The 25,211-nt window shown below is 64.9% G+C and carries 22 protein-coding genes; 7 read left to right on the top strand and 15 right to left on the bottom strand.

The window, feature by feature from the left end:
* Both ACZI8Q_RS15755 and ACZI8Q_RS15750 read right to left on the bottom strand, forming a co-directional pair.
* On the bottom strand, positions 1-97 hold a 97-nt coding region (locus ACZI8Q_RS15755; protein WP_463374501.1), incomplete at its 3' end, for a hypothetical protein.
* Positions 97-228: a hypothetical protein gene (locus ACZI8Q_RS15750; protein WP_463374491.1), complete on the bottom strand. Its 132-nt coding sequence runs from the start codon at positions 226-228 to the stop codon at positions 97-99. The genes ACZI8Q_RS15750 and ACZI8Q_RS15755, both read right to left, overlap by 1 nt.
* Before the next feature lie 225 nt (positions 229-453).
* Between ACZI8Q_RS15750 and ACZI8Q_RS15745 the strand changes: the two genes are divergently transcribed.
* Positions 454-1,623, top strand: a complete 1,170-nt coding sequence (locus ACZI8Q_RS15745; protein ID WP_463374490.1) for an aminotransferase-like domain-containing protein — start codon at positions 454-456, stop codon at positions 1,621-1,623.
* Here ACZI8Q_RS15745 and glpK read toward each other — a convergent pair.
* Positions 1,596-3,095 carry a glycerol kinase GlpK gene (gene glpK / locus ACZI8Q_RS15740; RefSeq protein ID WP_463374489.1) on the bottom strand — a complete coding sequence of 500 codons (1,500 nt, stop codon included), beginning with the start codon at positions 3,093-3,095 and terminating at the stop codon, positions 1,596-1,598. The two genes, ACZI8Q_RS15745 and glpK, sit on opposite strands and share 28 nt — an antisense overlap.
* Positions 3,096-3,151: 56 nt before the next feature.
* Between glpK and ACZI8Q_RS15735 the strand changes: the two genes are divergently transcribed.
* Positions 3,152-4,894 (top strand): glycerol-3-phosphate dehydrogenase/oxidase, encoded by a 1,743-nt coding sequence (locus ACZI8Q_RS15735; protein ID WP_463374488.1) that lies wholly within the window; start codon positions 3,152-3,154, stop codon positions 4,892-4,894.
* Here ACZI8Q_RS15735 and ACZI8Q_RS15730 read toward each other — a convergent pair.
* Both ACZI8Q_RS15730 and ACZI8Q_RS15725 read right to left on the bottom strand, forming a co-directional pair.
* Positions 4,872-5,408, bottom strand: coding sequence for a hypothetical protein (locus tag ACZI8Q_RS15730; protein ID WP_463374487.1), 537 nt, complete (start codon positions 5,406-5,408; stop codon positions 4,872-4,874). The two genes, ACZI8Q_RS15735 and ACZI8Q_RS15730, sit on opposite strands and share 23 nt — an antisense overlap.
* A gap of 73 nt (positions 5,409-5,481) precedes the next feature.
* Positions 5,482-6,462 (bottom strand): oxygenase MpaB family protein, encoded by a 981-nt coding sequence (locus ACZI8Q_RS15725; RefSeq protein WP_463374486.1) that lies wholly within the window; start codon positions 6,460-6,462, stop codon positions 5,482-5,484.
* Between the two features lie 67 nt (positions 6,463-6,529).
* Between ACZI8Q_RS15725 and ACZI8Q_RS15720 the strand changes: the two genes are divergently transcribed.
* On the top strand, positions 6,530-7,111 hold the full coding sequence (locus ACZI8Q_RS15720) for a TetR/AcrR family transcriptional regulator (protein WP_463374485.1): 582 nt from the start codon (positions 6,530-6,532) through the stop codon (positions 7,109-7,111).
* Positions 7,112-7,118: 7 nt separating this feature from the next.
* Positions 7,119-7,847 (top strand): DUF1353 domain-containing protein, encoded by a 729-nt coding sequence (locus ACZI8Q_RS15715; RefSeq protein WP_463374484.1) that lies wholly within the window; start codon positions 7,119-7,121, stop codon positions 7,845-7,847.
* 23 nt (positions 7,848-7,870) lie between these two features.
* On the opposite strand, the gene ACZI8Q_RS15710 is transcribed toward ACZI8Q_RS15715, so the two are convergent.
* From ACZI8Q_RS15710 to amaB, 4 genes are all read right to left on the bottom strand, one after another.
* Positions 7,871-12,424 carry an ATP-dependent helicase gene (locus ACZI8Q_RS15710; RefSeq protein WP_463374483.1) on the bottom strand — a complete coding sequence of 1,518 codons (4,554 nt, stop codon included), beginning with the start codon at positions 12,422-12,424 and terminating at the stop codon, positions 7,871-7,873.
* A 37-nt stretch (positions 12,425-12,461) separates the two neighbouring features.
* Entirely contained in the window at positions 12,462-12,797 is a 336-nt protein-coding gene (locus ACZI8Q_RS15705) for a DUF732 domain-containing protein (RefSeq protein WP_463374482.1), read from the bottom strand.
* Positions 12,798-12,956: 159 nt separating this feature from the next.
* Entirely contained in the window at positions 12,957-13,958 is a 1,002-nt protein-coding gene (locus tag ACZI8Q_RS15700; protein ID WP_463374481.1) for an acyl-CoA dehydrogenase family protein, read from the bottom strand.
* Between the two features lie 30 nt (positions 13,959-13,988).
* Complete coding sequence (amaB, locus tag ACZI8Q_RS15695) at positions 13,989-15,521, bottom strand: L-piperidine-6-carboxylate dehydrogenase (RefSeq protein ID WP_463374480.1); 1,533 nt, start codon at positions 15,519-15,521, stop codon at positions 13,989-13,991.
* A gap of 72 nt (positions 15,522-15,593) precedes the next feature.
* Between amaB and ACZI8Q_RS15690 the strand changes: the two genes are divergently transcribed.
* The 3 genes from ACZI8Q_RS15690 (at position 15,594) to ACZI8Q_RS15680 (ending at position 18,303) form a co-directional block, all read left to right on the top strand.
* Positions 15,594-16,058 carry an Lrp/AsnC family transcriptional regulator gene (locus ACZI8Q_RS15690; protein WP_463374479.1) on the top strand — a complete coding sequence of 155 codons (465 nt, stop codon included), beginning with the start codon at positions 15,594-15,596 and terminating at the stop codon, positions 16,056-16,058.
* A gap of 65 nt (positions 16,059-16,123) precedes the next feature.
* Positions 16,124-17,476: an L-lysine 6-transaminase gene (gene lat, locus ACZI8Q_RS15685; protein WP_463374478.1), complete on the top strand. Its 1,353-nt coding sequence runs from the start codon at positions 16,124-16,126 to the stop codon at positions 17,474-17,476.
* Positions 17,473-18,303: a tyrosine-protein phosphatase gene (locus tag ACZI8Q_RS15680; protein ID WP_463374477.1), complete on the top strand. Its 831-nt coding sequence runs from the start codon at positions 17,473-17,475 to the stop codon at positions 18,301-18,303. Before lat ends, ACZI8Q_RS15680 begins: the two co-directional genes overlap by 4 nt.
* Here ACZI8Q_RS15680 and ACZI8Q_RS15675 read toward each other — a convergent pair.
* From ACZI8Q_RS15675 to ACZI8Q_RS15650, 6 genes are all read right to left on the bottom strand, one after another.
* Entirely contained in the window at positions 18,287-18,625 is a 339-nt protein-coding gene (locus ACZI8Q_RS15675; protein ID WP_463374476.1) for a hypothetical protein, read from the bottom strand. The two genes, ACZI8Q_RS15680 and ACZI8Q_RS15675, sit on opposite strands and share 17 nt — an antisense overlap.
* Positions 18,626-18,698: 73 nt before the next feature.
* A complete protein-coding gene (locus tag ACZI8Q_RS15670; protein WP_463374475.1) occupies positions 18,699-20,486 on the bottom strand; it encodes an acetyl/propionyl/methylcrotonyl-CoA carboxylase subunit alpha in 1,788 nt (595 codons plus the stop codon).
* 207 nt (positions 20,487-20,693) lie between these two features.
* Positions 20,694-21,122, bottom strand: a complete 429-nt coding sequence (locus ACZI8Q_RS15665; RefSeq protein WP_463374500.1) for a SufE family protein — start codon at positions 21,120-21,122, stop codon at positions 20,694-20,696.
* A gap of 35 nt (positions 21,123-21,157) precedes the next feature.
* Positions 21,158-22,054 (bottom strand): sulfurtransferase, encoded by an 897-nt coding sequence (locus ACZI8Q_RS15660; RefSeq protein WP_463374474.1) that lies wholly within the window; start codon positions 22,052-22,054, stop codon positions 21,158-21,160.
* 92 nt (positions 22,055-22,146) lie between these two features.
* Complete coding sequence (locus ACZI8Q_RS15655) at positions 22,147-23,595, bottom strand: condensation domain-containing protein (protein WP_463374473.1); 1,449 nt, start codon at positions 23,593-23,595, stop codon at positions 22,147-22,149.
* A complete protein-coding gene (locus ACZI8Q_RS15650; protein WP_463374471.1) occupies positions 23,586-25,097 on the bottom strand; it encodes a condensation domain-containing protein in 1,512 nt (503 codons plus the stop codon). The genes ACZI8Q_RS15655 and ACZI8Q_RS15650 overlap by 10 nt, the downstream gene beginning before the upstream one ends.
* Between the last annotated feature and the right edge of the window lie 114 nt (positions 25,098-25,211).

Here is a 25,211-nt window from a genome sequence, read left to right as displayed (position 1 = left end):
CATGCGAAAACAGGGTCCGCTGCTGGGCCGGGGTCGGGTCGAGCGCGAACCGGTACGCCTGCACCACCCACCCCTCCGGAACCTCGAACCGGGCCATCACACCCCCACCGAAGTGCCGACAAGCGTGCGGCCACGGCCGGCCAGCACGGCGGCGAGGTACTCGACTCCCCACTGGGGCAGACCGCCGCGATATTCCACGATCACCACACTTGCAGAAGGGTCCGACATCGATACGCCGCCCGCACTTCAGGGGCGGCTCCCATTTTGATCGGAACCCCCCTCTCTCACACCATTTCCCCAGTGCGCTCGTTGGTAATCACCTACCCACTGCGCGCGCAACCCGCCGAACCAGGTCGGCGTCGATTCCTCACGACGCATCCCGTCGACAATCACCGGCATGGCTCCGGCAGGCTGAGGACAAACATCACTCAGCCAACGCACCCGCTCAGATAGGTGCACACATGCTCACGTTCGCTCAGAAAGTGTCGAACAGTTCAAACCCTCACCGCTCGGCCCGACATCATCAGCCTCGCCGGTGGCCTGCCCGACCCTGGTTTCATTCCGCGGGAGCGGATTGCTCGCGAGATCGACACGGTGCTCACCGATCCGGGCAGCGTGCAGTACGGCGAAACGACCGGCATTCGGGTTCTGCGCGCAGTGCTCGCCGAACGCGAAGGCACCCGCATCGGCCGTGCGCTCGACCCGGCGGAGGTGGTGGTGACCCACGGATCGCAACAGGCGCTGAGCCTCCTTGCTCAGGCTCTGGTCGATCCCGGTGACGCCGTGATCGTCGAGGATCCGGTCTATACCGGGGCGTTACAGGTCTTCCGTGGGGCAGAAGCCGAAGTGGTCGGTGTGCCACTCGACTCCGACGGTATGGATGTGACCGCGCTCGAAGCGATGCTCGTCTCGGGTGTGCGTCCCGTACTCGTTCACACGGTCAGCAACTTTCACAACCCGCGGGGCGTGGTGCTCGCCGCGGAGCGCCGGATTGCCCTGGCCAGGTTGGCGGACCGGTACGGATTCTGGGTGATAGAGGACGACCCCTACGGGCAACTGTGGTTCGATGCGCCGACGCCCCAACCTGTCGCAGCCCACTCCGACCGGGTGATCCGCCTGTCCAGCGCATCGAAGGTGCTGGCGCCCGCCTTGCGGGTGGGGTGGATGCACGGCAACCGGGAGGTGTGCACCGCGGTCGAGCTGCTCAAGCAAGGCGCCGACCTGTGCGGATCATCGCTCACGCAGCAGGTGGCCGCCGGACTGCTCGCGGACGAGGAGTGGTTCGGCAACCATCTGCGCGAACTCCGCAGGCGATACGGCGCCCGCGCCCGTGCGCTGGTCTCGGTCGTGGCGAGCGAGTTCGCGGATCGCGTGTCGGTGACACCCGCGCGGGGCGGGATGTTCTGTTGGATGCAGTTCGCCGATCGCAGCATCCGTGCCGAGGACCTGTTGCAGACCGCGATCGAGCACGGTGTCGCGTTCGTGCCGGGCTCGGCATTCGCGGTGCGTGCCGATCTCGGTTCGGAGCTGCGGTTGTGCTTCGCCACGAGCCCCGAGGACGTCCTGCAGGATGCGGTTCGGCGGTTACGCCACGCTTACGACGACTGGTCGGCCCAGTCGTAGGTGCGCTCGACCGCCTTGTTCCAGCCGGCGTAGAGCCGGTCGCGCTCGTGGTTCGCCATCGTCGGCTCCCACGTCTTGCCCGCCTGCCAATTGCGCCGAATGTCGTCCTGGCTTTCCCAGAATCCGACTGCCAGCCCGGCGGCATATGCGGCACCCAGGGCGGTGGTCTCGTTGACGACAGGACGGGTGACGGGAGCGCCCAGGATGTCGGCCTGAAATTGCATGAGAGTTTCGTTGACGACCATGCCGCCGTCCACTTTCAGTGCCGTCAGCTTGACGTCGGAGTCGGCGCGCATCGCATCGATGACCTCGCGGGTCTGATACGCCGTGGCCTCGAGCGCCGCCCGCGCGAGGTGTCCTTTGTTCACGTAGCGGGTCAGACCCGCGATGATCCCGCGCGCGTCGGGTCGCCAGCGGGGCGCGAACAGGCCGGAGAAGGCGGGAACGAAATACGCTCCACCGTTGTCGTCCACCGTTTTGGCGAGGGGCTCGATGTCCTTCGCGGATTGGATGATCCCGAGGTTGTCCCGCAGCCACTGGACCAGTGATCCGGTGACGGCCACCGAGCCTTCGAGCGCATAGACGGCCGGCTCGTCCCCGATTTTGTAGCAGAGGGTGGTCAGTAGGCCGTGCCTGCTGCGCACGGGTGTGGTGCCGGTGTTGAGCAGCAGAAAGTTTCCGGTTCCGTACGTGTTCTTGGCCTCGCCTGCCTCGAGGCACGCCTGCCCGAACGTCGCTGCTTGCTGATCTCCGAGAATTCCCGCGATCGGCACACCGGGCATCGGTCCCCGCGGACGCCCCTCGCCGTAGATCTCGGAGGAACTGCGGATCTCCGGGAGCATCGACATGGGGATGGCGAAGTCGGCGCAGATCTGTGGGTCCCAGTCGAGGGTCTCCAGATTCATCAGCATCGTGCGCGAGGCATTCGTCACGTCGGTGACGTGTGTGCCCTCGGTGAGGTTCCACAGAATCCAGGTGTCGATCGTGCCGAAACACAGCTCACCGGCGTCGGCGCGCTCACGCGCACCCTCCACGTTGTCGAGAATCCACCGAATCTTCGGTCCCGAGAAATACGTGGAGAGTGGAAGTCCGGTCTTTTCACGGTAACGATCGGGGCCTTCCTCTCCGCCGAGTTCCATGCACAATCGGTCCGTCCTCGTGTCCTGCCACACAATTGCGTTGCACACGGGCTCGCCGGTGTTTCGATCCCACACGACGGTGGTCTCACGCTGATTGGTGATCCCCATCGCGGCGATCTCATCGTTGTTCAGATCGGCTTTGGCCAGCGCCTGAGCGGCGACTTCGCGGGTATTGATCCACAGCTGCTTCGCGTCGTGTTCGACCCAGCCGGCTCGCGGAAAGATCTGTTCGTGTTCCTTCTGCGCGACGCTCACCACCGCGCCGTCGTGGTCGAAGATCATGCAGCGACTCGACGTGGTGCCCTGGTCTATCGAAGCGATGTACTGAATCACAGGCTAGAAGCTACTAGCCTGGACGAGAATCCGTCGACAACTCATAGGAGTCCGAGTTGAGCAATCAGCCTGGAGTGCAGTTTCTCGGCCCCCGTCAGCGTGACCAAGCATGGGAACAACTGGGCAGTGAGAAGTTCGACGTGATCGTCATCGGTGGTGGCGTCGTGGGCGCAGGCGCAGCCCTGGATGCGGCAACGCGTGGGCTGAAGGTCGCGCTCGTCGAAGCTCGCGACTACGCCTCCGGGACGTCGAGTCGATCCTCGAAGATGTTCCACGGCGGTCTGCGATACCTCGAGCAGTTGGAATTCGGGCTGGTCCGCGAGGCGCTCCGGGAGCGCGAGTTGTCGCTGACGACACTGGCTCCACACCTGGTGAAGCCGCTGAAATTCCTTTTCCCGCTGGAGAACCGGGTGTGGGAGCGGCCGTACATGGCTGCCGGGATATTTCTGTACGACCGGATGGGCGGAGCGAAATCCGTTCCCGCCCAGAAACATCTGACGCGATCCGGGGCCTTGCGGATGGCGCCCGGTCTCAAACGCGACTCGCTGATCGGCGGCATTCAGTACTACGACACCGTGGTCGACGACGCCCGACACACCATGACGGTGGCGCGCACGGCTGCGCATTACGGCGCCGTCGTCCGAACATCGACACAGGTGGTCGGGTTTCTGCGGGAGGCCGACCGTGTGTCGGGTGTGCGGATTCGCGACTGTGAGAACGGTCGAACCACAGCGGTGGCGGGGCATGTGGTCATCAATGCCACCGGGGTGTGGACGGACGAGATTCAGGCCCTGTCGCACCAGCGTGGTCGATTCCGGGTTCGCGCTTCGAAGGGTGTGCACGTCGTCGTCTCGCGTGATCGGATCGTGAGCGATGCGGCGATCATCCTGCGCACCGAGAAGTCGGTGTTGTTCGTGATTCCCTGGGGCGGCCATTGGATCATCGGAACCACGGACACCGATTGGAATCTCGATCTGGGCCACCCTGCCGCGACGAAGGCCGACATCGACTACATCCTCGGGCACGTCAACACGGTGCTCGTGACACCCCTGACGCACGACGACATCGAAGGCGTGTACGCCGGTCTCAGGCCGCTGCTCGCGGGGGAGAGCGACGATACGTCCAAGCTGTCGCGCGAACATGCTGTGGCGCGGGTGGCCCCCGGCTTGGTGGCGATCGCGGGTGGAAAGTACACCACTTATCGGGTGATGGCCGAGGATGCGGTGGACCTGGCAGCCGACGACATTCCGGCCCGCGTGGCGTCGTCGATTACCGAGCGTGTGCCACTTGCGGGCGCGGACGGCTACTTCGCTCTGGTGAACCAAACGTTGCATCTGGGCGAGATGTACGGACTGCATCCCTATCGGGTCAAGCACCTGCTCGACCGTTACGGTTCGCTCATCGGTGAGGTACTCGACTTGGCGGACGGCAGGCCCGAACTGCTCCAGCCGATCACCGATGCCCCGGCGTACTTGCAGGTGGAAGTGGTGTATGCGGCCACGGCGGAGGGAGCGCTGCATCTCGACGATATTTTGGCAAGGCGCACGCGCATTGCGATCGAGTATCCGCATCGCGGGGCGAACTGCGCGCAGCAGGTTGCATGCCTTGTCGCACCCATTCTCGGCTGGGATGACGCCGCGGTGGAGCGGGAGGTCGAGTTCTATCAGGCACGCGTCGAGGCCGAGGTGTTGTCGCAGGCTCAACCCGACGACGAGTCGGCGGACGCGTTACGTGCCGCCGCTCCGGAATCTCGGGTGGAACTGCTCGAGCCCGCGATCAGTGCGTCAGAAGAATCTTGAGGGTGACGATCACGCTTGCGACGAGCGCCAACCCGAACGCGGTGATATGGGTGTACCACCGCACGTTCTGGGTGCGGAGTCTGCTGATGACGTAGCTTATCGAGGCGATTCGGACCACCATCACGGTCTCGGCTACCAATTGAGCGGTTCGCGGTTCCAGCCAACCGATCCATGCGGTGGCCAGGATCGCGATGGGAATGAACGCCGACGTCAGGATTGGTACGGCATCGCGCAGCTCGGCCAGCTTTTCTGCCCGATCGAGTTTCTCACCGGTACGGATGCTCTGTCCCACCATCTCGGCGAACTGGTGGGCAACGAAGGTGGACAGCGCAGTGCCGAGAACCACCGCTATGCCCAAGGTCTCCTGAGACCGCGTGACCGGAATCAGCGCGGCAAGGACCAGGATGTTGCCGTAGACGTAAGCGCTGATCCGGCCGGCAGCATGTTCGACTGGGAGTGGACTCTCACGTGCGAAGGGTGTCAGGTCGCGGAAGGAGCCCAATGTCGACGGCATGTTTCGAGCATGGCATGCACCAGGCGACTTCAGCACAGGGAGCCACAAAAGTATCGCGTCGATCGCAGACCTGTCAGGAGACCACGTACGGGCTGTAATGCTTCGGATCGTTGCGCCGGCTGACAGGCGGAAGGTTGCGCGGCGGGGTGTGCACGAGCGGTGCATCCGGCTTGCTGTGTCCGGTGGCCCGGTCCCAACCTGCCCGTGCCCGCGGGTGACGACGCCTACGACGCGGCACGAGCATGAAGACTGCGTTCACCGTACGGCCGAGGAGTCGGTGCAACCGGTCGTCGGTGGCTGTCCATTTCAGCCCGAGCAGGTCGCGGACAGGCTGGTCGTACATGCCGACCGTCAGCCACACGAATCCGTGAGCGATGGGGTAGCGCAGCACCGCCCACACCGGGGCGGGAAGCCATGCCATGAACGGCGGGGGACCGATGGTGGAGAGATTCAGCACGTCACGCGTGGCTTTGTTGTCCTCGAGTACATTGCGGCACATGTGGTCCCAGTAGGATTGGAACTCCTCCCAGGTCTCCGGGACAGGCCGCATGCTCATGCCGTACAGGCGATACCACTGGATGTGCTCGGTGAACAATTGCCGCTTCTCGGGTTCCGTGAGTCCGCCCATGAAGTGTTCCGCGGTCACGATGGTGCCCATGAAGAAGGTGGAGTGCGCCCAGTAGAACGTGTCGGGGTCGAGGGCGTGATAGCGGCGCCCGTGTTTGTCGATCCCCTTGATGTCGTTGTGGTAGCCCCGCACCTGTTCTGCCGTCTGCTGTGCACGATCGCCGTCGAACACGACGCCGCCGATGGGGTAGAGCGACCGGAACAGACGCTCCCATCGTTCGTCGAAGAAGTGCGAGTGCTCCTCCACCCCGGCGCCGAGCCCTGGATGCATGTTTTGCATCGAACCGGCCCATAAGCCCTGCAAGAGCCCACGCCAGTCGCCGAAGTACTTCCATGTCAGGGAATCGGGACCGAGCGGTGTCGGCGCCGAATCGGTGCCCGCCATGACGGGCGAATCGGTCCCCGACGACTCCGATTGACTACGCATGTTGTCAGATTAAGATTGACAACGCCCGTAGTCAATAGTCGGCTCGTAGCCGAAGGGAAGGTGTGCGGTGACGACGCTGCAACAACGTCGCGAGGAGCGGAGACGATCGTTGCTCTCGAATGGGGTTGCGTTACTCGGTGCTCCAGGAGGACCTGCCGTGAGCGTGCGGGCCGTATGTCGTGCGGCAGGCTTGACCGAACGGTACTTCTACGAGAGTTTCCCGGACCGGGACGAGTTCGTCCGGGCCGTGTACGCAGACGTCGGCGAGAAGGGACGCGGCGCCCTGCTGGCTGCTGTCGCCGCGGCGGGACCGGGTCGTGAGCGGGCAGAAGCTGCGGTGGACGCCTTCGTGAAGTTGATGGTCGACGACCCTGCAATGGGACGGGTACTCCTGGTCGCGCCGATGTCCGAGCCCGCGCTCGGTGGACGTGGACTCGAACTGATGCCCGGATTCGTCGGTCTCGTGCACAGTCAACTTTCGTCCATCGAGGACGACGTCGAGAAGCAACTCGTCGCGGTCGGTCTCGTCGGGGCCCTGACGAATCTGTTCATCGGCTATTTGGACAACGCGATCGCCGCGTCGCGTACACAATTGGTGACGCATTGCGTAAATCTGGTGATGGAGGCGAATCGGTCCGACCGGAGGTGAGGCCAATATGCCGTTTCAGGCATCGGTGAGTGATACCAGCAGACCTCAGCCACGTCTTCGCGTGCTCGGTCACAAGTACTTCCAGCTCGAAGACTCCTTCGTGTACGTCCACGGCGACACCGTCGTCGAAGTGCCTGGATGCATGCCCTGCACGCTGCGTACCGACCTGGCGTCCGTACCGGCACCGCTGCGGGGTCTGCTCACCCCGTACGGCCGCCAGTTGCTTCCAGCGGTGCTGCACGACGACCTGTGCCGCCGAGCGCGAGAAGCCGGGGTGGACGGGATGCGTCTACGGCGCCGCGCTGACGAACTCTTCCGACTCGCACTCCTGGACGAGGGGGTCGGACAGTTCCGAAGCTTGATGTTCTGGGTCGGAGTGGAAGTCGGCAGGCACTGGGACTTCACGCGCTTTCGGCGCTACGTCCTGATCGCGCAGCACGTACTCGGAATGTTGTGTTGGGTGGTGGGAGTTCCCTGGGCGGTGTGGAGCGGGCATGGTGCAGTTGCGTTCGGCCTGCTCGTGTTGCCGATACTGTCGGCTCTGCTCTGGCGCAGAGACTTTCCGGTCGCTGTGCTCGGATGCCTCGTGCTGCCGCTGGTCGCGCCGACGTACCTGCTGACCATCGCGACCGCTGCCGTGCTGTGGATACCCGACGGTGTCGCGTGGCTGTTCGGACGACGACGAACGCGCACGCCGCCTCCGCTCGGCCCACCGACGAACGTGCTGGGCTCGTGACGTGGTGCCCGAACCTCGAGCTGTCAGGACCGTAATCGGAATCCACGGGGGGTGGCGGAGAACCCGGCCTCGGTGAGGACAGGTGCGAAACCACTACCGTGCACGGTGTCGCCGTCCACCTTCTCGACCACGATCTTGTCGATCCCTCCGCGCTTGACCACCCCCGCGAGGCTCGAGGCCGCAATACGCAGAGCCCCGGGATCGTCGGAGAACGTGAGAACGGTACGGCCGCCGCGCTCGACGAACAGTACGAGCTCGCCGTTCACCAATACCACCAGACCGCCCGCCTTCCTGCCCGGACGATGGGCCGATCGAGTATCGGGGCGTCCCGGCCACGGCAGCGCCGCCCCGTACGGGTTCGCCGGATCGCACGCCGCAAGCGTGATCGCGCGGCCGGCGGTGTGGTTGCCCCCTGTTCTCGACAGGTCGTTCTGGCTGAAATCGAGGGAATCCGAGTAACCGCGAAGGCGATCGACGACGTGCGGTGTCGAGAACTGTGCGCCGCCGAGGGTGTCCACGAAATGGCCTCGACGGCACCGCCCGTTGTCTTCGAAGGTGCCGAGAACCTTGTACATCAACGCGAAACCACCGGGCACGTTCTCGTTGATCACCGATCCACGCGTGACGACGCCGTATCGTTCGAGCAATATTTCGGCGGTGGTACTCGCACGGAGGGTGGGGTCGGACTCGACACTCGGTAGTGCCGACCATCGTCCGCTCACGGTCGGAGGTCCACCGCGCGACGGCAGTGCCATCCCTCGGTACGGTCGCGACCGTGGTGTCCGCCGAGGCGAGCGGTGACTCGTGCTCACGCGTGACGTGTCGGACAGTAGCGAACGCAGCGGTGCCAGGGTGTCGTTGGTGATGTGTCCCAGCCACAGCAGATCCCACAGAGCGGCGACGAGTGCTGCGTCATCCGTGGCGACAGAGGGGCCCGGTTCGACCACCTCGGCGAGTTGCCGGAAGAAGAACGCACCACCGCCCGACAGTGCGTCGAGCACACGCTGCTGCAGGTCGGTGAGATCGGATTCGGGTGGGGTGGTCAGTGTCAACGGTGCGGCGTCGGCCGGCTGCAACCGTACCCAGCCGTCCTTCCCGGAAATGGTTCCCGCACCGGACCACACCACCTCACCGGTAGCAGTCAGCTCGTCCAGCATCGTCGGCGCGTAGTCGGCGACACGGGCAGGCAGCACGAGTGACTCGAGCGCGGAAGCAGGAACGGGCACCCCTGCGAGCTGCTCCACGACCGTCGCGACGCCGTCGATACCGCGAAGTGTGCCGCCGACATGCTGCCACCCCGGCAGAAACCGCCCCAACGTGGCCGTGCTGACAGGCTCGACTTCCTGCCGGGCAGCCGCGAGTGAACGCCTGCGCAATCGCCGCAGAACCTCTGCGTCACACCATTCGCTTCCGTTGGCCGAAGGTCTGAATTCGCCTTCCGTCACACGTTTGTCGTGCGCGAGCCGCGCAAGGACGTCACGTGCGACGGCGGTTCCGATACCGAATCTGGTTGCGGCGTCATCGAGCGTGAACGGACCGTGGGTGCGTGCATAGCGGCTGATCACGTCACCGAGCGGGTCGTCGACGGGTTCGATGAACGCGGCCGGCACTCCGATGGGGAGCGGTACGCCGAGGCCGTCACGGAGCCGGGCAGCGTCCTCGACAGGGGTCCACCATTCGGTGCCGGCAAAGGACACGTTCAATGCACGTCGTGCACTGACGAGTTCGCGCAACCAGGGTTCGGGGTCGGCAACGCTACGTGCGCGAACCTCGGCGGTGGTGAGTGGCCCCAAAATGCGCAGAAGATCCGCGACGCCCTCCAGATCTCGTGCTTTCCGGTAGGGAACGAGGTGTTGCAATTCGAGCTCCACCTGATCTATGACGTCCGCATCGAGAAGTTCGCGAAGCTCCACTCTGCCCAACAGCTCGGACAGCAATGCCGAATCCAGCGACAGGGCAGCGGCCCGCCGCTCCGCGAGGGGGCTGTCGCCCTCGTACATGAACTCGCCCACGTATCCGAAGAGCAGGGCGCCGGCAAACGGTGAGGGTGTCTGCGTCTCCACCTCCACCATCCGTATGCGGCGGCGACCGAGACGGGCGAGAACATCTTTCAGAGCCGGAAGGTCGTAGACGTCCTGCAGGCATTCGCGAACCGTCTCGAGGAGGATCGGAAACGTCGGGTAGCGCCGTGCGACATCGAGAAGTTGCGCCGAGCGTTGGCGTTGTTGCCACAACGGTGCGCGTTTGCCCGGGTTTCGCCGGGGAAGCAGCAACGCCCGGGCAGCGCATTCGCGAAAGCGCGAGGCGAACAGAGCAGAGCCACCCACCTGTTCGGTGACGATCTCCTCGATCTCGTCGTGCTCGAACGCGAACAGTGCACCGCCGGGCGGTGTGTCATCCGTATCCGGCAGCCTGACGATGATGCCGTCGTCCGAGGCGGTCGCGTTGGCATCGAGTCCGAACCGTTCGTTCAATCGCGCGCTGACCGCCAATGCCCAGGGTGCGTGAACCCGCTGACCGTAGGGGGAGTGCAGGATCAGGCGCCAATCGCCCAGTTCGTCCCGGAACCGTTCCACCACGAGTGTGCGATCGGTGGGAACGTGTGCTGTGGCAGTCTTCTGTTCCGCGACGAGTTGCATCAGGTTGTTGGTGGCGTTGTCGTCGAGTCCGCCGCTGGCGCACCGTTCCCGAACGTCCGTTTCGTGGCCGAGCGAGATCTCGCGAAGGAACCCGCCCAGGGCCTCGCCGAGTTCGGCGGGACGGCCGAGGCCGTCGCCGTGCCAGAACGGGAGTCGCCCCGGTAATCCGTATGCGGGGCTCACCAACACGCGGTCGAAGGTGATCTCCTCGATCCGCCAGCTGGTGGCGCCGAGAGCGAACACGTCCCCGACCCGGGACTCGTACACCATCTCCTCGTCGAGTTCGCCTACTCGCGAGGCCTTCTCACCCACCATGTACACGGCGAACAATCCGCGATCGGGAATTGCGCCACCGGACGTGACCGCAAGCCGTTGCGCGCCTGGGCGTCCGGTCAGCGTATTGGCATCGCGGTCCCAGACGAGTCGAGGACGAAGCTCGGCGAACTCGTCGGAAGGATATCGACCGGCCAGCAGATCCAGTGTGGACTCGTAAACCGAACGGGAGAGTGTGGCGAACGAGCCGCTGCGCCGCACGGTGTCGAACCAGTCGTCGACGTCGATCGGTTCGAGTGCAGTGGCGGCCACCGTGTGCTGCGCCAGGATGTCGAGCGGATTGGTCGGAACCGCCAGTGCTTCGATCTTTCCGGACACCATGCGTTCGACCGTGACGGCGCAATGCACCAGATCGGTGCGGTGTTTGGGGAAGACGACGCCGCGTGAGATCTCGCCCACCTGGTGGCCGGCGCGACCCACCCTCTGGAGTCCGCTCGCCACGGACGGTGGTGCCTCGACCTGGATCACGAGATCGACAGCGCCCATGTCGATGCCGAGTTCGAGGCTGCTCGTCGCGACGACGCACCGTAGGCGGCCGGACTTCAAGTCGTCCTCGATCATCGCGCGCTGGTCCTTGCTGACCGAACCGTGATGGGCGCGAGCCAGCAGTGGTTCGGTGCCGAAATTGACTTCGGATGGGGTACCCAACTGCGAGGCAGGCTTCGGATGCGTGTTCACCTCGGCGCCGCCGCGTACGGCATGGATCTCGTTGAGGCGGGCAGTGAGGCGTTCGGCAAGCCGGCGAGAGTTGGCGAACACGATCGACGATCGATGCGCCTCGATCAGGTCGACGATCTGTTCGTCGACGTGCGGCCAGATGGACCCGGCCTGCGGAGTGGGAGAGGACGAATCGTTGTCGGGTTCGGTGATTCCGAGTTCTGTCATGTCCTCCACCGGAACTTGCACGGTGATCTCGAACGTTTTCGGTGCGGGTGGTGCCACGACGCGGATGGGAGCCGAACCGGAGAGGAAACGACCTACCTCTTCACGCGGCCGCACCGTTGCCGACAACCCGATGCGTTGTGCAGGGGTGTCGAGCAGAGAGTCCAGACGTTCCAGCGACAGCGCCAGGTGCGCTCCGCGTTTGGTGCCGGCCACCGCATGCACCTCGTCGACGATGACCGTGTCGACTTCCGTGAGTGTCTCGCGGGCCGCTGATGTCAGCATCAGAAACAGCGATTCGGGTGTGGTGATCAGGATGTCGGGTGGGGTTCTGATCAAGGTCCGGCGCACAGCGGGTGGTGTGTCGCCGGAGCGCACGCCCACCGAGATCTCCGGAGGTGCGAGACCGAGACGTTTGGCGGTCTGTGTGATTCCGACGAGGGGCGCTCGGAGGTTGCGCTCGACGTCGACACCCAACGCCTTGAGCGGGGAGAGGTAGAGGACCTTCGTCTTCTTCGAAGGCTGCTCGGCCGAGGCCAGTTGGTCGAGTGCCCACAGAAAGGCCGACAGCGTCTTGCCTGATCCAGTCGGCGCTACCACCAGGGTGTTCGACCTGCTGGCGATGGAATCCCACGCGCCGAGTTGTGCGGCCGTGGGCGCTGGGAAAGCGCCTTCGAACCACTCCCTCGTGGCGGCAGAGAACCTGCCGAGTACATCGGTCACACGTCCATACTGCACCGGGCCTGCGACACGTCGGCACTCATCGCCCTCGATTGTGTGGGCACAGGGCGTCGACCGAGGTCAGGATGAACAACTGGGCTTCCCGCTCCACCAGGGGCAGCGTCGATACGAGCAACGCGGCCGTGTGGGACGGGGTGACGCCACGATCGAGGGCGCCGCACACGGCGCTGCCGACGGCCACGGCCGAATCGTTGCGTTCGAACACCAGGTCATGAGTGGCCAACACGGTCAAGAATCGGTCGGCTGCGGACGCGGTGGCATCGGTGGGTGCCGCGACTGGTTCTGTGTCAGGGCGCATGACGAACAGAAGTCCGACGGTCACGAGTACGAACAGAACGAAGGTGATGCGGGGCATTGCGGGCTCGCTTCGAAATTGTCTCCGCCCGGAAATCGGGGCTGTATCGGTGACAGCCGCACGACGTTAGACGGCCCCACCGACACATTTCGTCCGCACGAACGGAACGTCCGTCCGGTCTGACGGGACCGAAGTCCCATTCGTTCACCAGGGGAGGGGTCAGCCGCGGGAAAGGCGAGCGAGGAGTGCGGTCTTGATCGCCGGTTGGCCTGCCGCAACCATGGTGAAAGTTGCCTCACGCATGAGTCTTTCGGCGGTGTTGCTGCCGACGATCGAGAAGCTTCCCGTTGCGGTCACAAGTGCTGCGGCCGCACGCACGGCCAACTCCGATGCTTGGGCCCGCGGTTCGGCGAGATCGACGTTCCGTTCGAGGGCGGCGTCCAGGTCGCGGCGAACGTGCCACGTCTGCTCCTCGAGTGGGTCGACGTGGGCTCCGAGATCGCTGAGTTCGTGAATACATCGACGCGCCACGCCCATCGCCAGACAACCGGTCATCCACTGTCCGAACAATTGGCTGTCACCGAACGACTCGGAACTCTCGACCCCGCTCACCGACGCGTCCGGCACCTCGGCGCCGTCGAACGTCAGCCGAGCGGTCTTGCTGCCGTTGGCCGCGATCAGCGGCAGCAGTTCGGCGGTGATCCCGGGTCCATCGATGGCGGGAAGGAGTGCATGGACGACGGAATCGTCGAACTCGTCGCGTGCGGAAACCTGCAACACGTCCACCAGTCCCCAACCGGTGACGAACGGCGACACCCCGTCCAGCACGTATCCGCCGTCGACACGGCGTGCCCAGAGCGTCGGAGGTACCGGAACAGCACCCGTGAAGGCGGCGCCGGCTCTCACCTCGCCCGCGACCAGACCAGGCAGGCAGGACTCCCTCATGGCGACGTTCTCGCTTCCGGCCACGCGGGCGAGGACCCCGAGGTGCTGCATCCACGTGAATGTGGTTGCCAGGCAACCACCACACAGCGTCTCGAGGACCTCGACCAGAACGCTTCGGGTGACACCGGAATCCGGTGCGGTGAGACCGTAGAACCCGTCCGCAGCCAAGGAGTCGAAATGACTCGCCGGAATCTCACCGTCCACATCGACGCTGTCGGCCACCGGGAACAGCACGTTCTCGGCAAGCTCCACCGCCAGTTCGGGCCAGTCGGTCACGGCACGAGCGTAACCCGGTGCCGTCGTGAATCAGGTGAACTCGACACCCTGGGCGAGTGGCAGTTCCGTCGAGTAGTTGACGGTATTGGTGGCCCGGCGCATGTAGGTCTTCCATGCGTCGGAGCCGGACTCGCGCCCGCCGCCGGTCTCCTTCTCGCCGCCGAACGCGCCGCCGATCTCGGCGCCCGAGGTTCCGATGTTGACGTTGGTGATCCCGCAGTCGGAGCCGTCGGCGGCAAGGAAACGTTCTGCCTCGCGCTGGTCGAGGGTGAAGACCGCCGAGGAAAGCCCCTGGGGGACGGCGTTGTGTAGCGCGATCGCCTCGTCGAAGTCCTCGTAGGTCATCACGTACAGAATGGGTGCGAATGTTTCTTCGCGGACGATGCCCGCTTGCGCCGGCATTCGCACCACCGCGGGCGTGACGTAACAACCACCTGCTCCGGTGGCGACGTCTACCCGGTCGCCACCGCACTCGACGTTGCCACCTTCGGTAACGGCTTCGTCGAGTGCGGATTGCATGGCGGTGTAGGCGGATTCGCGGATCAGTGGGCCGACCAGAATTCCGTCGTCGAATGGGTTTCCGACCTGTAGCTGTGCGTAGGCGGCCACGATACGACTCACGAGTTCGTCCGCGATCGAGGAATGGACGATCACTCGGCGCAGGGAAGTGCAGCGTTGTCCGGCGGTTCCGGCAGCGGAGAACACGATTGCGCGCACGGTCAGGTCGAGGTCTGCGGACGGGGCGACGACGGCGGCGTTGTTTCCGCCGAGTTCGAGGAGACAACGACCGAATCGTGCGGCAACGCGAGGCGCGACCGCACGGCCCATCGGCACCGAACCGGTCGCGCTCACCAGCGCGACTCGCGGGTCGTCGACGATCATTTCGCCGACGTCGGTCCCGCCGTGTACGAGCTGGTGGATTCCCTCGGGCGCGCCCTCGTCGCGGGCTGCCCGCCGCAGTAGAGCGTCGCACGCGAGTGCGGTGAGGGACGCCGATTCGGAGGGCTTCCAGACGACAGTGTCGCCGCAGACGAGGGCAACGGCGGTGTTCCACGACCAGACGGCGACGGGAAAGTTGAATGCGGTGATGACGCCGACCACGCCCAGTGGGTGCCAGGTCTCCATCAGGCGGTGTCCGGAGCGTTCGGATGCCATGGTACGCCCGTACAACTGCCGGGAGAGGCCGACGGCGAATTCGCAGATGTCGATCATTTCCTGCACTTCGCCGAGTGCTTCGGACGTGATCTTTCCGGCTTCGAGCGTCACCAGTTCCGCAAGATCGTCCTTGTGCTCGGTGAGCAACTGGCCGAGCCTGCGGACGAGGGCTCCGCGCTGGGGTGCGGGAACGGTGCGCCACCGCAGGAAGGTGTGGTGAGCGGTGGTCACGGCTGCGTCCGCAGTGGCGGCGTCTGCGATCGCGACGGCCCGAAGCTCCGATCCGTCGATGGGACTTCGTGCGATGATCGCGGCGGAAGCATCAGCGCTGGGGGATGTTTCGACGCCGCATCGTGATAGTGCGTTCGCGGCGCGTTCGCGGAGAACTTCCGGTCCGGTGGCTGTCATGGTTCCTACCTTTCTTGGGTGGACCTGTCAGGTTTCGAACATGTTCCGCCGACGCTGGGCTAGCCTGCGCTGGTGGTCGAATCATCCAGGAACGGCGGAGCGGGCGCAGCGTTGGACGACATCGATCGTGTACTGATGCGCGAATTGGTGGCCGATGGGCGTGCCACCCTGGCGGTGCTTGCGGAGAAGGCGGGCTTGTCGGTCTCGGCGGTGCAGTCGCGGGTGCGTCGGCTCGAATCGCGAAAGGTGATTCGTGGGTATACCGCCAAAGTCGATCCGGACGCGATAGGGCAGGGGTTGTCGGCTTTCGTGGCCATCACCCCTCTCGATCCGTCGCAGCCGGACGATGCGCCGGCCCGTTTACGGCACTTGTCCGCCATCGAAGCGTGCCATTCGGTGGCGGGCGATGAGAGCTATGTGCTCATGGTGCGTGTCGCTTCGCCGCGTGAGCTCGAGCAGTTGCTTCAGCAGATCAGGGCCACCGCGAACGTGCATACGCGCAGCACCATCATTCTGCAAACATTTTACGACAGATAGCAACTCTGCTGTAACTATTTCTGTCATAGGTGGATATGGCAGTAAATCTGACTTAACCTCGGGATATGAGTACCGCGATCCGATACACCCCGGCCGACGACGGTGGATCTGGTATCTCTGCCGCGTCGGTGCACGACATCCTGTCGAGAAGCATGTTGGTAGACGGTTTCGACCTGGTTCTCGACCTCGAACGTTCCCACGGAACGCGCCTGTTCGATCTTCGGGACGGAACCGAATATCTCGACATGTTCGGGTTCTTCGCATCCTCGGCGCTCGGGATGAATCACCCGGCGCTGGCGCACGACGACGCGTTCCGTGCGGAACTGGCGTCGGTGGCCGTCAACAAGCCGAGCAACTCCGACATCTACTCGGTCCCCATGGCGCGCTTCGTCGACAACTTCGTGCGCGTTCTCGGCGACCCCGCACTGCCGCACCTGTTCTTCGTCGACGGCGGTGGGCTGGCGGTGGAGAACGCACTCAAAGTGGCATTCGACTGGAAGAGTCGGCTCAACGAGAGCCGCGGACTCGGCCGCGATTTCGGTACCAAGGTGCTGCACCTGACCGAAGCGTTCCACGGGCGGACCGGCTACACGATGTCGCTAACCAACACCGAACCGGGAAAGGTGGCACGGTTCCCCAGATTCGACTGGCCCCGAATCGAGGCGCCCTACATTGCCACCGGCCGAAACATGGACGAAGCCGAATCGCGCGCGTTGCGGCAGGCGCGAACAGCGTTCGAGGATAACCCGGACGACATCGCCTGCTTCGTTGCCGAACCGATTCAAGGAGAAGGCGGAGACCACCACTTCCGGCCGCGGTTCTTCCAGGCGATGCAGGCACTCTGTCAGGAGTTCGACGCATTGTTCGTCTTCGACGAGGTGCAGACCGGATGTGGGCTCACCGGAACCGCGTGGGCGTATCAGCAATTCGGGGTTCGCCCCGATGTGGTGGCGTTCGGGAAGAAGGCGCAGGTCTGCGGAATCATGGCGGGCGGACGCGTCGACGAGGTGGCCGACAATGTGTTCCGCGTCAGTTCGCGCATCAATTCGACGTGGGGCGGGAACCTCACCGACATGGTGCGAGCACGGCGGATTCTCGAAGTGATCGAGCGAGACCGACTCGTGGAGAACGCACGTAAGACGGGCGTCCACTTCCTGCACCGACTGCGCGCGCTCGCGGTGAAATGGCCTGCCGTCGTGGAACCGCGGGGACGTGGACTCATGTGCGCGATCGATTTCACGACAGGTGCCGACCGGGACCGAGTCGTGACCGAACTGCGCGATCACGAGCACGTGCTCGTCCTACCTGGCGGCGCCCGTGGGATTCGCTTCCGGCCGCCGCTGAACGTGACCACCACCGAACTCGACGCAGTGATCGATGCGGTGGAGCGCGTGCTGCGCGGTACCGTCGAGGGGTGACTCACCCTTCCCGGCCCGGTCTCGCCTCGCGGAGGCTCGTTCCTCTCGCCTCGGTCCCGAACTGTCGGGATATCGGCGGCTACCGCACACGCGAGGGTGGGACCGTGCGCACCGGCGCCCTGTATCGCTCGACCGACCTGAGTCGGGTATCCGACGTGGACGCGCCCGTCGTAGCCTCACTCGGTATCGCGACGGTGTACGACCTGCGGACCGCAGTCGAGCGCGAGCGCGCACCGGACAAGCTCCCGGCCGGGGCGAATCCGGTGGTGTTGGACGTCTTGGCGGGCAGGGGAGGCTCGGCGATCACCGCGCAAATGTTGCGGGTGGTTGCGGATCCGACGATTGCGGAGACCGAACTCGGTGGTGGACAGGCTGGACGGTACTTCGAAGGCAGTTACCGCGACTTCGTGACTCTTCCCAGCGCGATCGACGCATACCGAACGCTGTTCGCGGGGTTGTCGATGCACGAGAATCTTCCTGCCCTCGTGCACTGCACGACCGGCAAGGACCGCACCGGCTGGGCGACCGCGGCGCTGCTCCTGCTGCTCGGGGTAGACGAGGACGACGTCTACGACGACTATCTGCTCACCAACGAGCTGCTCCTGTCGGCACTCTCCAACGTGTTCGACACATTCGCGGCGCAAGGCGGTGACCCGGTCTTGCTGAAACCGGTGCTCGGTGTGCAGAGGTCGTACCTCGACGCTGCCCTCAACGCGATGACGGAACACTTCGGGACCATCGAGAACTACTTCGGCGACGGTCTCGGTATCGACGCGGACGGGCAGGCGCGGTTGCGTGAGCTGCTGGTGGTCACCGGCGAACGGTGAGTCCCAGCGCACCCTCGGTGAAACGGGTGACGGCGGCAGACCCCGCCTCGAGTGCGTCGTCGTGGCCGCTGCGTGCCCAGCCGGTGAGGATCGCGGTGTCGCCGTCCGGGGTGATACCGACCTCGGCGAGTAGTTCGCCCGTGTTCGGTTGGCAGATCGCCCACGAATAGTGCTCGTCGGACTCCCATTGCGCCCACCTGCGGCTCACGTACTCGGGGTCCGTGATGTCGCCGTCGGCGAGTGCAGGGCGGTCGTCGACGCGCTCGTCCGCGCGTAGCGCCCGCAGATACCAACCACCGGCGTTGACCTCGACGGGTTCCATGTCAGCTCCTGAGAGATGGCTGCGCGCCGTGCAACGGTATGTCGCACGGCGCGCAGAGTGGGTACGTCTGCTGCTACTTGATCTCGGTGAGGACCGTTCCCTGGGTGATCGCTGCGCCGGGCTCTACGGCCAGGCCGGTGACCACACCGGTCTTGTGCGCGTTGACCGGGTTCTCCATCTTCATGGCCTCGAGGACGGCGATGAGTTCGCCCTCGGCGACCTCCTGGCCCTCCTCGACGGCGACCTTCACGACGGTGCCCTGCATGGGTGCGGTCACCGCATCACCGGACGCCGCGCCTCCGCCGGCGCCGCCGCGCTTACGCGACTTCGGCTTCTTGCGGACCGCGCCGGCATCGCCGCCACCGTTGCCGAGCGAGAATTGGCCGGGCAGCGACACCTCGACGCGACGGCCACCGACCTCGACCACGACGTTCTGGCGGGGCAGCGCTTCGTCCTCGTCGAGAGGCTCGCCCGCGGTGAACGGCTCGATCGGGTTCTCCCAGTCGTTCTCGATCCACTTGGTGTATACGTCGAACTTCTCACCGTCACCGATGAAGGCCGGGTTGGACACGATGTGGCGGTGGAACGGGATGACCGTTGCCAGGCCCTCGACGTTGAACTCGGCGAGGGCGCGGCGCGAACGCTCGAGTGCCTCGTCGCGGGTTGCGCCGTACACGATCAGCTTGGCCAGCATCGAGTCGAACTGGCCGCCGATCACGCTGCCGCTCTCGACACCGGAGTCCATGCGGACGCCGGGGCCCGACGGCGGCTCGAACTTGGTCACCGGGCCCGGAGCGGGCAGGAAGCCGCGACCGGCGTCCTCACCGTTGATGCGGAACTCGAAGGCGTGGCCGCGCGGGGTGGGGTCTTCCTTGATGGTGAGCTCTTCGCCGTTGGCGATGAGGAACTGCTGGCGAACCAGGTCGATGCCGGCGGTCTCCTCGGTGACCGGGTGCTCGACCTGCAGACGGGTGTTGACTTCGAGGAAGGACACCGTGTCGCCCTGGACGAGGTATTCGACGGTGCCCGCACCGTAGTAGTGAGCCTCGCGGCAGATGGCCTTGGCCGACTCGTGGATGCGAGCGCGCTGGTCGTCGGTGAGGAACGGCGCCGGGGCCTCCTCGACCAACTTCTGGAAGCGACGCTGCAGCGAGCAGTCGCGGGTACCGGCGACGACGACGTTGCCGTGCGTGTCGGCGATGACCTGCGCCTCGACGTGGCGGGCCTTGTCCAGGTACTGCTCGACGAAGCATTCACCGCGACCGAATGCTGCCACGGCTTCACGGGTGGCGGATTCGAACAGGTGGGGAATCTCCTCGATGGTGTGCGCGACCTTCATGCCGCGGCCACCGCCACCGAAGGCCGCCTTGATGGCGACCGGTACGCCGTACTCCTTCGCGAACGCGACGACCTCGTCCGCATCCTTGACCGGGTCCTTCGTGCCTGCCGCCATCGGAGCCTTGGCGCGTTCGGCGATGTGACGGGCGGTGACCTTGTCGCCGAGGTCGCGAATCGACTGCGGCGAGGGACCGATCCAGATGAGACCGGCATCGAGGACGGCCTGCGCGAAGTCGGCATTCTCCGAGAGGAAGCCGTAGCCGGGGTGGATCGCATCCGCGCCGGACTTCTTCGCTGCGTCGATGATCTTGTCGATCACGAGGTAGGACTCGGCCGAGGTCTGGCCGCCGAGCGCGAAGGCTTCGTCGGCGAGACGCACGAACGGCGCGTCGGCGTCGGGTTCGGCGTAGACGGCGACACTGGTGAGCCCGGCGTCGGCGGCCGCACGGATGACACGGACCGCGATCTCGCCGCGGTTGGCGACGAGAACCTTCGTTATGTGCGCACTGGCATGGCTGGGCACTGAGCCTCCTGTGGTTCTCATGATCTCTAAGCGGCAGTGGTCCTCTGGGGAGCATCACCGAGTGATGGTTATGGGCGTCACATCGGAGTGTAAGCACCGCGATTGTGCGCCCTGTAACCGGCTCGTCATTACTCGCCGGTAGCTCGACGCGTGGACGGACGCACTGCTGGTACCGACTGGTTCACCTGGGTGAACACGTTCTAGTTTTCAGCTGCGGAGATGCCGCTTGATTCGGGTGAGCATCGCTGACATTCCGCGCAGGCGCAGCGGGCTGACTGCGTCCGCGAGGCCGAGGTTCGCATAGAAGTCGTCGGGCACGGCGAGGATCGTGGCCGCGCTGTGCCCGTCCAGGCCCTGATACAGAATTGATGCGAACCCGCGGGTGGTCGGCGCCTGAGCCGGCGCGCTGAAGTGCAATCGCACCTTGTCGCGATCGGAGTCGTCGACCGCGAGGAAGAGCGGCGACTGGCATTCGGGGACCGGTTCCATCGCCGCCTCCTCGAGTTCGGCAGGAAGCGGAGCCAGTTCCCGGCTGAACTCGAGGAGGAGCTGAAGTTTGTCCGACGCGCCGACGGCTGCGAAGTCGTCGATTATCTCGACAAGGGATTCCGGGATCTCGGCCGGGGACTCGGGCATTTCAGTCATGGTTGTACTTCTTCGTCGACTTCTCGTCAGCCTGCGGCTGGAACGTCGCCGGGCTCTTCGCCCTTCACGATCGGCACTCGAACCGCGTTGCCCCACTCGGTCCACGAGCCGTCGTAGTTGCGGACACTCTCGTAACCGAGGAGGTAAGTGAGAACGAACCAGGTATGACTGGATCGCTCACCGATCCGGCAGTAGGCGACGATGTCGTCGTTCGGAGCCAGGCTGCCGTAGATCTCGTCCAGCTCCGCACGAGTACGGAACCGGCTGTCCGGTGCCGCGGCCTTCGCCCACGGAATGCTCTCGGCGCTCGGGATGTGACCGCCGCGGAGGGCGCCTTCCTCCGGGTAGTCGGGCATGTGCGTGCGCTCGCCCGTGTACTCCTGCGGCGAGCGAACGTCGATGAGCGGACCGTTGCCCAAGTGCGACAGAACGTCGTCCTTGAACGCGCGAATCGGCGCGTCCGCACGCTCGACCACCGGGTAGTCGGTCGGGGACGTAACCGGAACATCGAAGGATGTTTCACGGTTTTCGGCCAACCACGCATCCCGGCCACCGTCGAGCAGGCGAACGTCCTTGTGCCCGAAGAGGGTGAACACCCACAACGCGTACGCGGCCCACCAGTTGCTCTTGTCGCCGTAGACGACGATCGTGTCGTCACGCGAGATGCCCTTGCGGCTCATCAACTCCGCGAACCGGGTTCCGTCGATGTAATCGCGGGTGACCGGATCGTTCAGGTCGAGATGCCAGTCGATCTTCACGGCACCGGGAATGTGCCCGACGTCGTAGAGCAGTACGTCCTCGTCCGATTCGACCACTTTCAATCCTGGGGCGCCGATGTTCGCCGACAACCATTCGGTCGAGACGAGGCGATCGGGGTGGGCGTATTCGGCGAACGACGGTGTGGGGTCTGGCGCTACGGGCACGAGGCTGACTCCTGAGGGAGATTCGGTGTGGGTTTGACGATCGTGACACCAAGTCTAGGCGGACGCCGCGAGATGAGTTCGCCGGGCGGGTGTCACGTCGAACGGATTGCCGCCAGATCGAGTTCTCGTGTGAGTTCTGCGACGGGGGTGGCGCCGTGCTCGCAGACGTCGACGAGCACCTTCTGCAGTGTTTCCAGGAACAGCGACACACTGTGCCGGGCAGTCGGCGTCTCCGGGAACCGTGATCGCAGCGCCAGCCCGTTGTTGGTTCGCGAAATCCAGAACTGGGCGTCGTCTGCCACCGTGACGTTGCTGATGTGGTGCGCGTTCAGTTCGTCGTGGTCGTCGGTGCCGGGGAGTCTTCGATAGTCGATGTACGACACCATGAACACATCTGTGCGGCTGCGGTGATACTTGTCGCCGAGTGCTTCGCGTACCTGCGCCATCGATACGCCCTTGAGTGTGAGCGCCTTCCGGAACGACGCGTGTGTGTGTGCGAGCGACGACTGGAAGTCGCCGTCGGGAGTGATCTCCACGGTCAGCGGCGCGCTGGTGGTGAGCCAGCCGAGGGCGTTGGCCCACTGCGGGTCCTGCCGGGTGTGCAGCGGAAACTGCAGTGGCATGCGCGTGGTGCCGGTGATCGAGTGCACCGCCAACCCCATCGCGGTGAGCAGGCCGGTGAACAGGCTGCCGCCGGAGTCGAGGCAGATCTCCTCGAAACGGCTGGTGAGCTCGGCATCTGCGAGCGGCCGAACGTCGGCGCCTTGCGGTGCCGGCTTCCCGGCTTCCACACCGAGATCGACAGGAAAGCTGGGCGCTGTTCCACCGTTGCGTCCGTAGAATCGAGCCCATTCCCGCACCCGCGGGTCGTCGATATTCGTCACCGGAGCAACCGACTCGAGTTCGCAGTAGCGCAGGAAGCTTCCGGGATCGCCCAACTCCTCGTTGATCTCGTCCTCGGTGGCCGTTCCCCGTTCGGCGCTGCCCATCAAACGTTCGTAGATCTGCCGTAGCTCACCGAGTGCTATGACGAGGGAATACCCGTCCACCAGCGTGTGGTCGAATGCGCTCACCACCGTGTAGTGCGAATCACGTTCGATCGTGGCGAAGACGTACGCCGGGAACGTCAGAGGGTCGCACACTGTGGTGAACCGGTGGCGGAGATGCTCGCGGACTTCCTCGGCCGACGTCGTGTGGACCGGATCGGATGCGACGAACGCGATGTCGAAGGGATCGAGGTCGAAGCGGTGAAGTCGGTCGTCGACCACTTCGAAGCCGGTCTGCAGGGTGTCGTGCCGGCGTACGAAGAACTCGAGTGCACGCGAGAGTGCATCGCGGTCGAGCGTCCCGGGCAGATCGAATGCCGCGGCCATCCACACGCTGCGGCCCACTCCGTGGGTGCGGGCGGTCTCGAGATGGAAATGCTGGTTGTACGACGGTGGTACGGCGGACTTCTCCACCGAGCCGGGACCGGTGGAGACGGTCCATTCGGTGATCTCGCCGGGCTCGAGCATGTAGCGATCGATCGAGGTTACGTGCATGGTGTCGCCTCCGGTGCGTCGTGGTCGGACGGTGCCTCGGGGGTGAAGCGGTAGTCGCCGTCGCGGGCGACGGTCTTCATGATCGTGGAGATCCGTTCCGCGTACGCGGTGACGGATTCGTGTGCTTCGGGTGTGTCCGGGTGCGAGACTGCCAACCAGGTGCCTGCGAGGACGCGGTTGACCCACATCGAGGTGATCTGAGTGGCCTTGCCGCCGACCAGGCCGGTCGCCTTGGTGCGCACGTAGTCGTCGGTGCCGGGCAGGCGCCGACCATCGATGTAGGACACGATCGGCGGAGGTGTGAGCGTGGCGTGGCCGGCCACAGCTTCCGGGCCGGCGGCTGCGCTCACGGTGTCGATGACCTGCTGGACAGATACCTCACCGAGAGCCTTGCCCGACCGGTAGGCGTCCTGTGCCCGCGCTGCCAGTTCGGTGAAGCTGCCCGTGTCGGCGATCTCGAATCCGACCGGGATGAGGTTGATGAACCACCCCTGAGACCAGAAGTATTCGGGGGCGTTCCGTGTGCCGATCGGAGAGAGAGCCATGTACCGGTCGCGTCCGGCGAGTTCGTGCTCGGTGATGGCCAGTGCTGCGAAGACCCCGCCGATGAAGTTGGAACCGTGGGCCTTGCATACCGCGCCGAATCGTTCGCACTCGTCGGCGTCTGCCAGGTCGAAGCGGCTGCCGATTGCCGGCTTGGGTTCGTCGGACGCGCCGAGGTCGAGCGGGAAGCTCGGGAACGACCCGCCGTTGCGGGTGAGGTGTCCGATCCAGCCGTGCACCTCCGGTGATTCGAGCGTGAGGGCTGCTGCGCGTTCACGCTCCTGCCGGCTGTAGGTGATGTAACTTCCCGGCACCGGTAACTCCGGTTCGACGCCGGCGAGTTCGGCCTGATAGATGATGCGGATCTCCGCGAACATCAGGATCATCGACTGCATGTCCGTGTGGGCGTGATCGATCGCGTGGAAGAGCGTGAAGCTCTCGTCTTCAGGGGGTACGTGGTAGTGCTCGATCACGCCGAACACGAAGGCCGGCCACCCCAGTGCGCTCGTCTCTGTCGCGAATCGGTCGGCGATGTGGTCGCGCACCTGTATCGAGTCGGCCAGGACCTCGCCCGGTATCGCTTGGAGTTCGATCGATTCCGGTGGGACGACGTGACGCCGGATCGGATTCGCCTTGTCGGTCGGGTCGGCATCGGGATTCTCGACCGAGAACCAGCTGTGCAACGTGTCGTGACGGAGCAGATAACGGTGCAGCGACCGTGTCATCGCGTCGGCATCGAGACGGCCGGGAAAGTCGAAGGCGATACCGATCCAGGGTGATTGCACCTCGCCGTTGTTCGCCGCGAGCATGGAACGTCGAAGGTGGCGTTCCTGCATGGTCGTGGGGGGTGCCGGATCCACCGGAGCCTCCGCCGCCGCCTGCGCGCTGCGCTCACTGACTTTCCACTCGACGACCCTTCCCGGCTCCGGATTCCAGTGGGTAATCAAGTTCAAGTCCATCTGGCGACTCCTGCGATCGTGTGGTGGTCGGTGGCGGTACGCGCTCATGATCAGAATGCGGCAACGGACGCAAGTCCGCGCGGGGAACTCGAGCAGGAAACCTGATTACAGCCC

The organism is Rhodococcus quanlei (assembly GCF_055231015.1).
Note: the sequence above shows the minus strand (reverse complement) of the source record. Positions and strands in the feature narration are given on the sequence as shown.

Bases quoted from the DNA above. Each gene is read 5' to 3' on its own strand.
- ACZI8Q_RS15675 (WP_463374476.1), bottom strand. From the start codon at position 18,625: ATGGAACCCGTCGAGGTCAACGCCGGTGGTTGGTATCTGCGGGCGCTA.
- ACZI8Q_RS15665 (WP_463374500.1), bottom strand. From the start codon at position 21,122: ATGCCCGAGTCCCCGGCCGAGATCCCGGAATCCCTTGTCGAGATAATC.
- amaB (WP_463374480.1), bottom strand. From the start codon at position 15,521: ATGACAGCCACCGGACCGGAAGTTCTCCGCGAACGCGCCGCGAACGCA.
- ACZI8Q_RS15750 (WP_463374491.1), bottom strand. From the start codon at position 228: ATGTCGGACCCTTCTGCAAGTGTGGTGATCGTGGAATATCGCGGCGGT.
- ACZI8Q_RS15650 (WP_463374471.1), bottom strand. From the start codon at position 25,097: ATGGACTTGAACTTGATTACCCACTGGAATCCGGAGCCGGGAAGGGTC.
- ACZI8Q_RS15715 (WP_463374484.1), top strand. From the start codon at position 7,119: ATGCCGTTTCAGGCATCGGTGAGTGATACCAGCAGACCTCAGCCACGT.
- ACZI8Q_RS15705 (WP_463374482.1), bottom strand. From the start codon at position 12,797: ATGCCCCGCATCACCTTCGTTCTGTTCGTACTCGTGACCGTCGGACTT.
- lat (WP_463374478.1), top strand. From the start codon at position 16,124: ATGAGTACCGCGATCCGATACACCCCGGCCGACGACGGTGGATCTGGT.
- ACZI8Q_RS15730 (WP_463374487.1), bottom strand. From the start codon at position 5,408: ATGCCGTCGACATTGGGCTCCTTCCGCGACCTGACACCCTTCGCACGT.
- ACZI8Q_RS15725 (WP_463374486.1), bottom strand. From the start codon at position 6,462: ATGCGTAGTCAATCGGAGTCGTCGGGGACCGATTCGCCCGTCATGGCG.
- ACZI8Q_RS15655 (WP_463374473.1), bottom strand. From the start codon at position 23,595: ATGCACGTAACCTCGATCGATCGCTACATGCTCGAGCCCGGCGAGATC.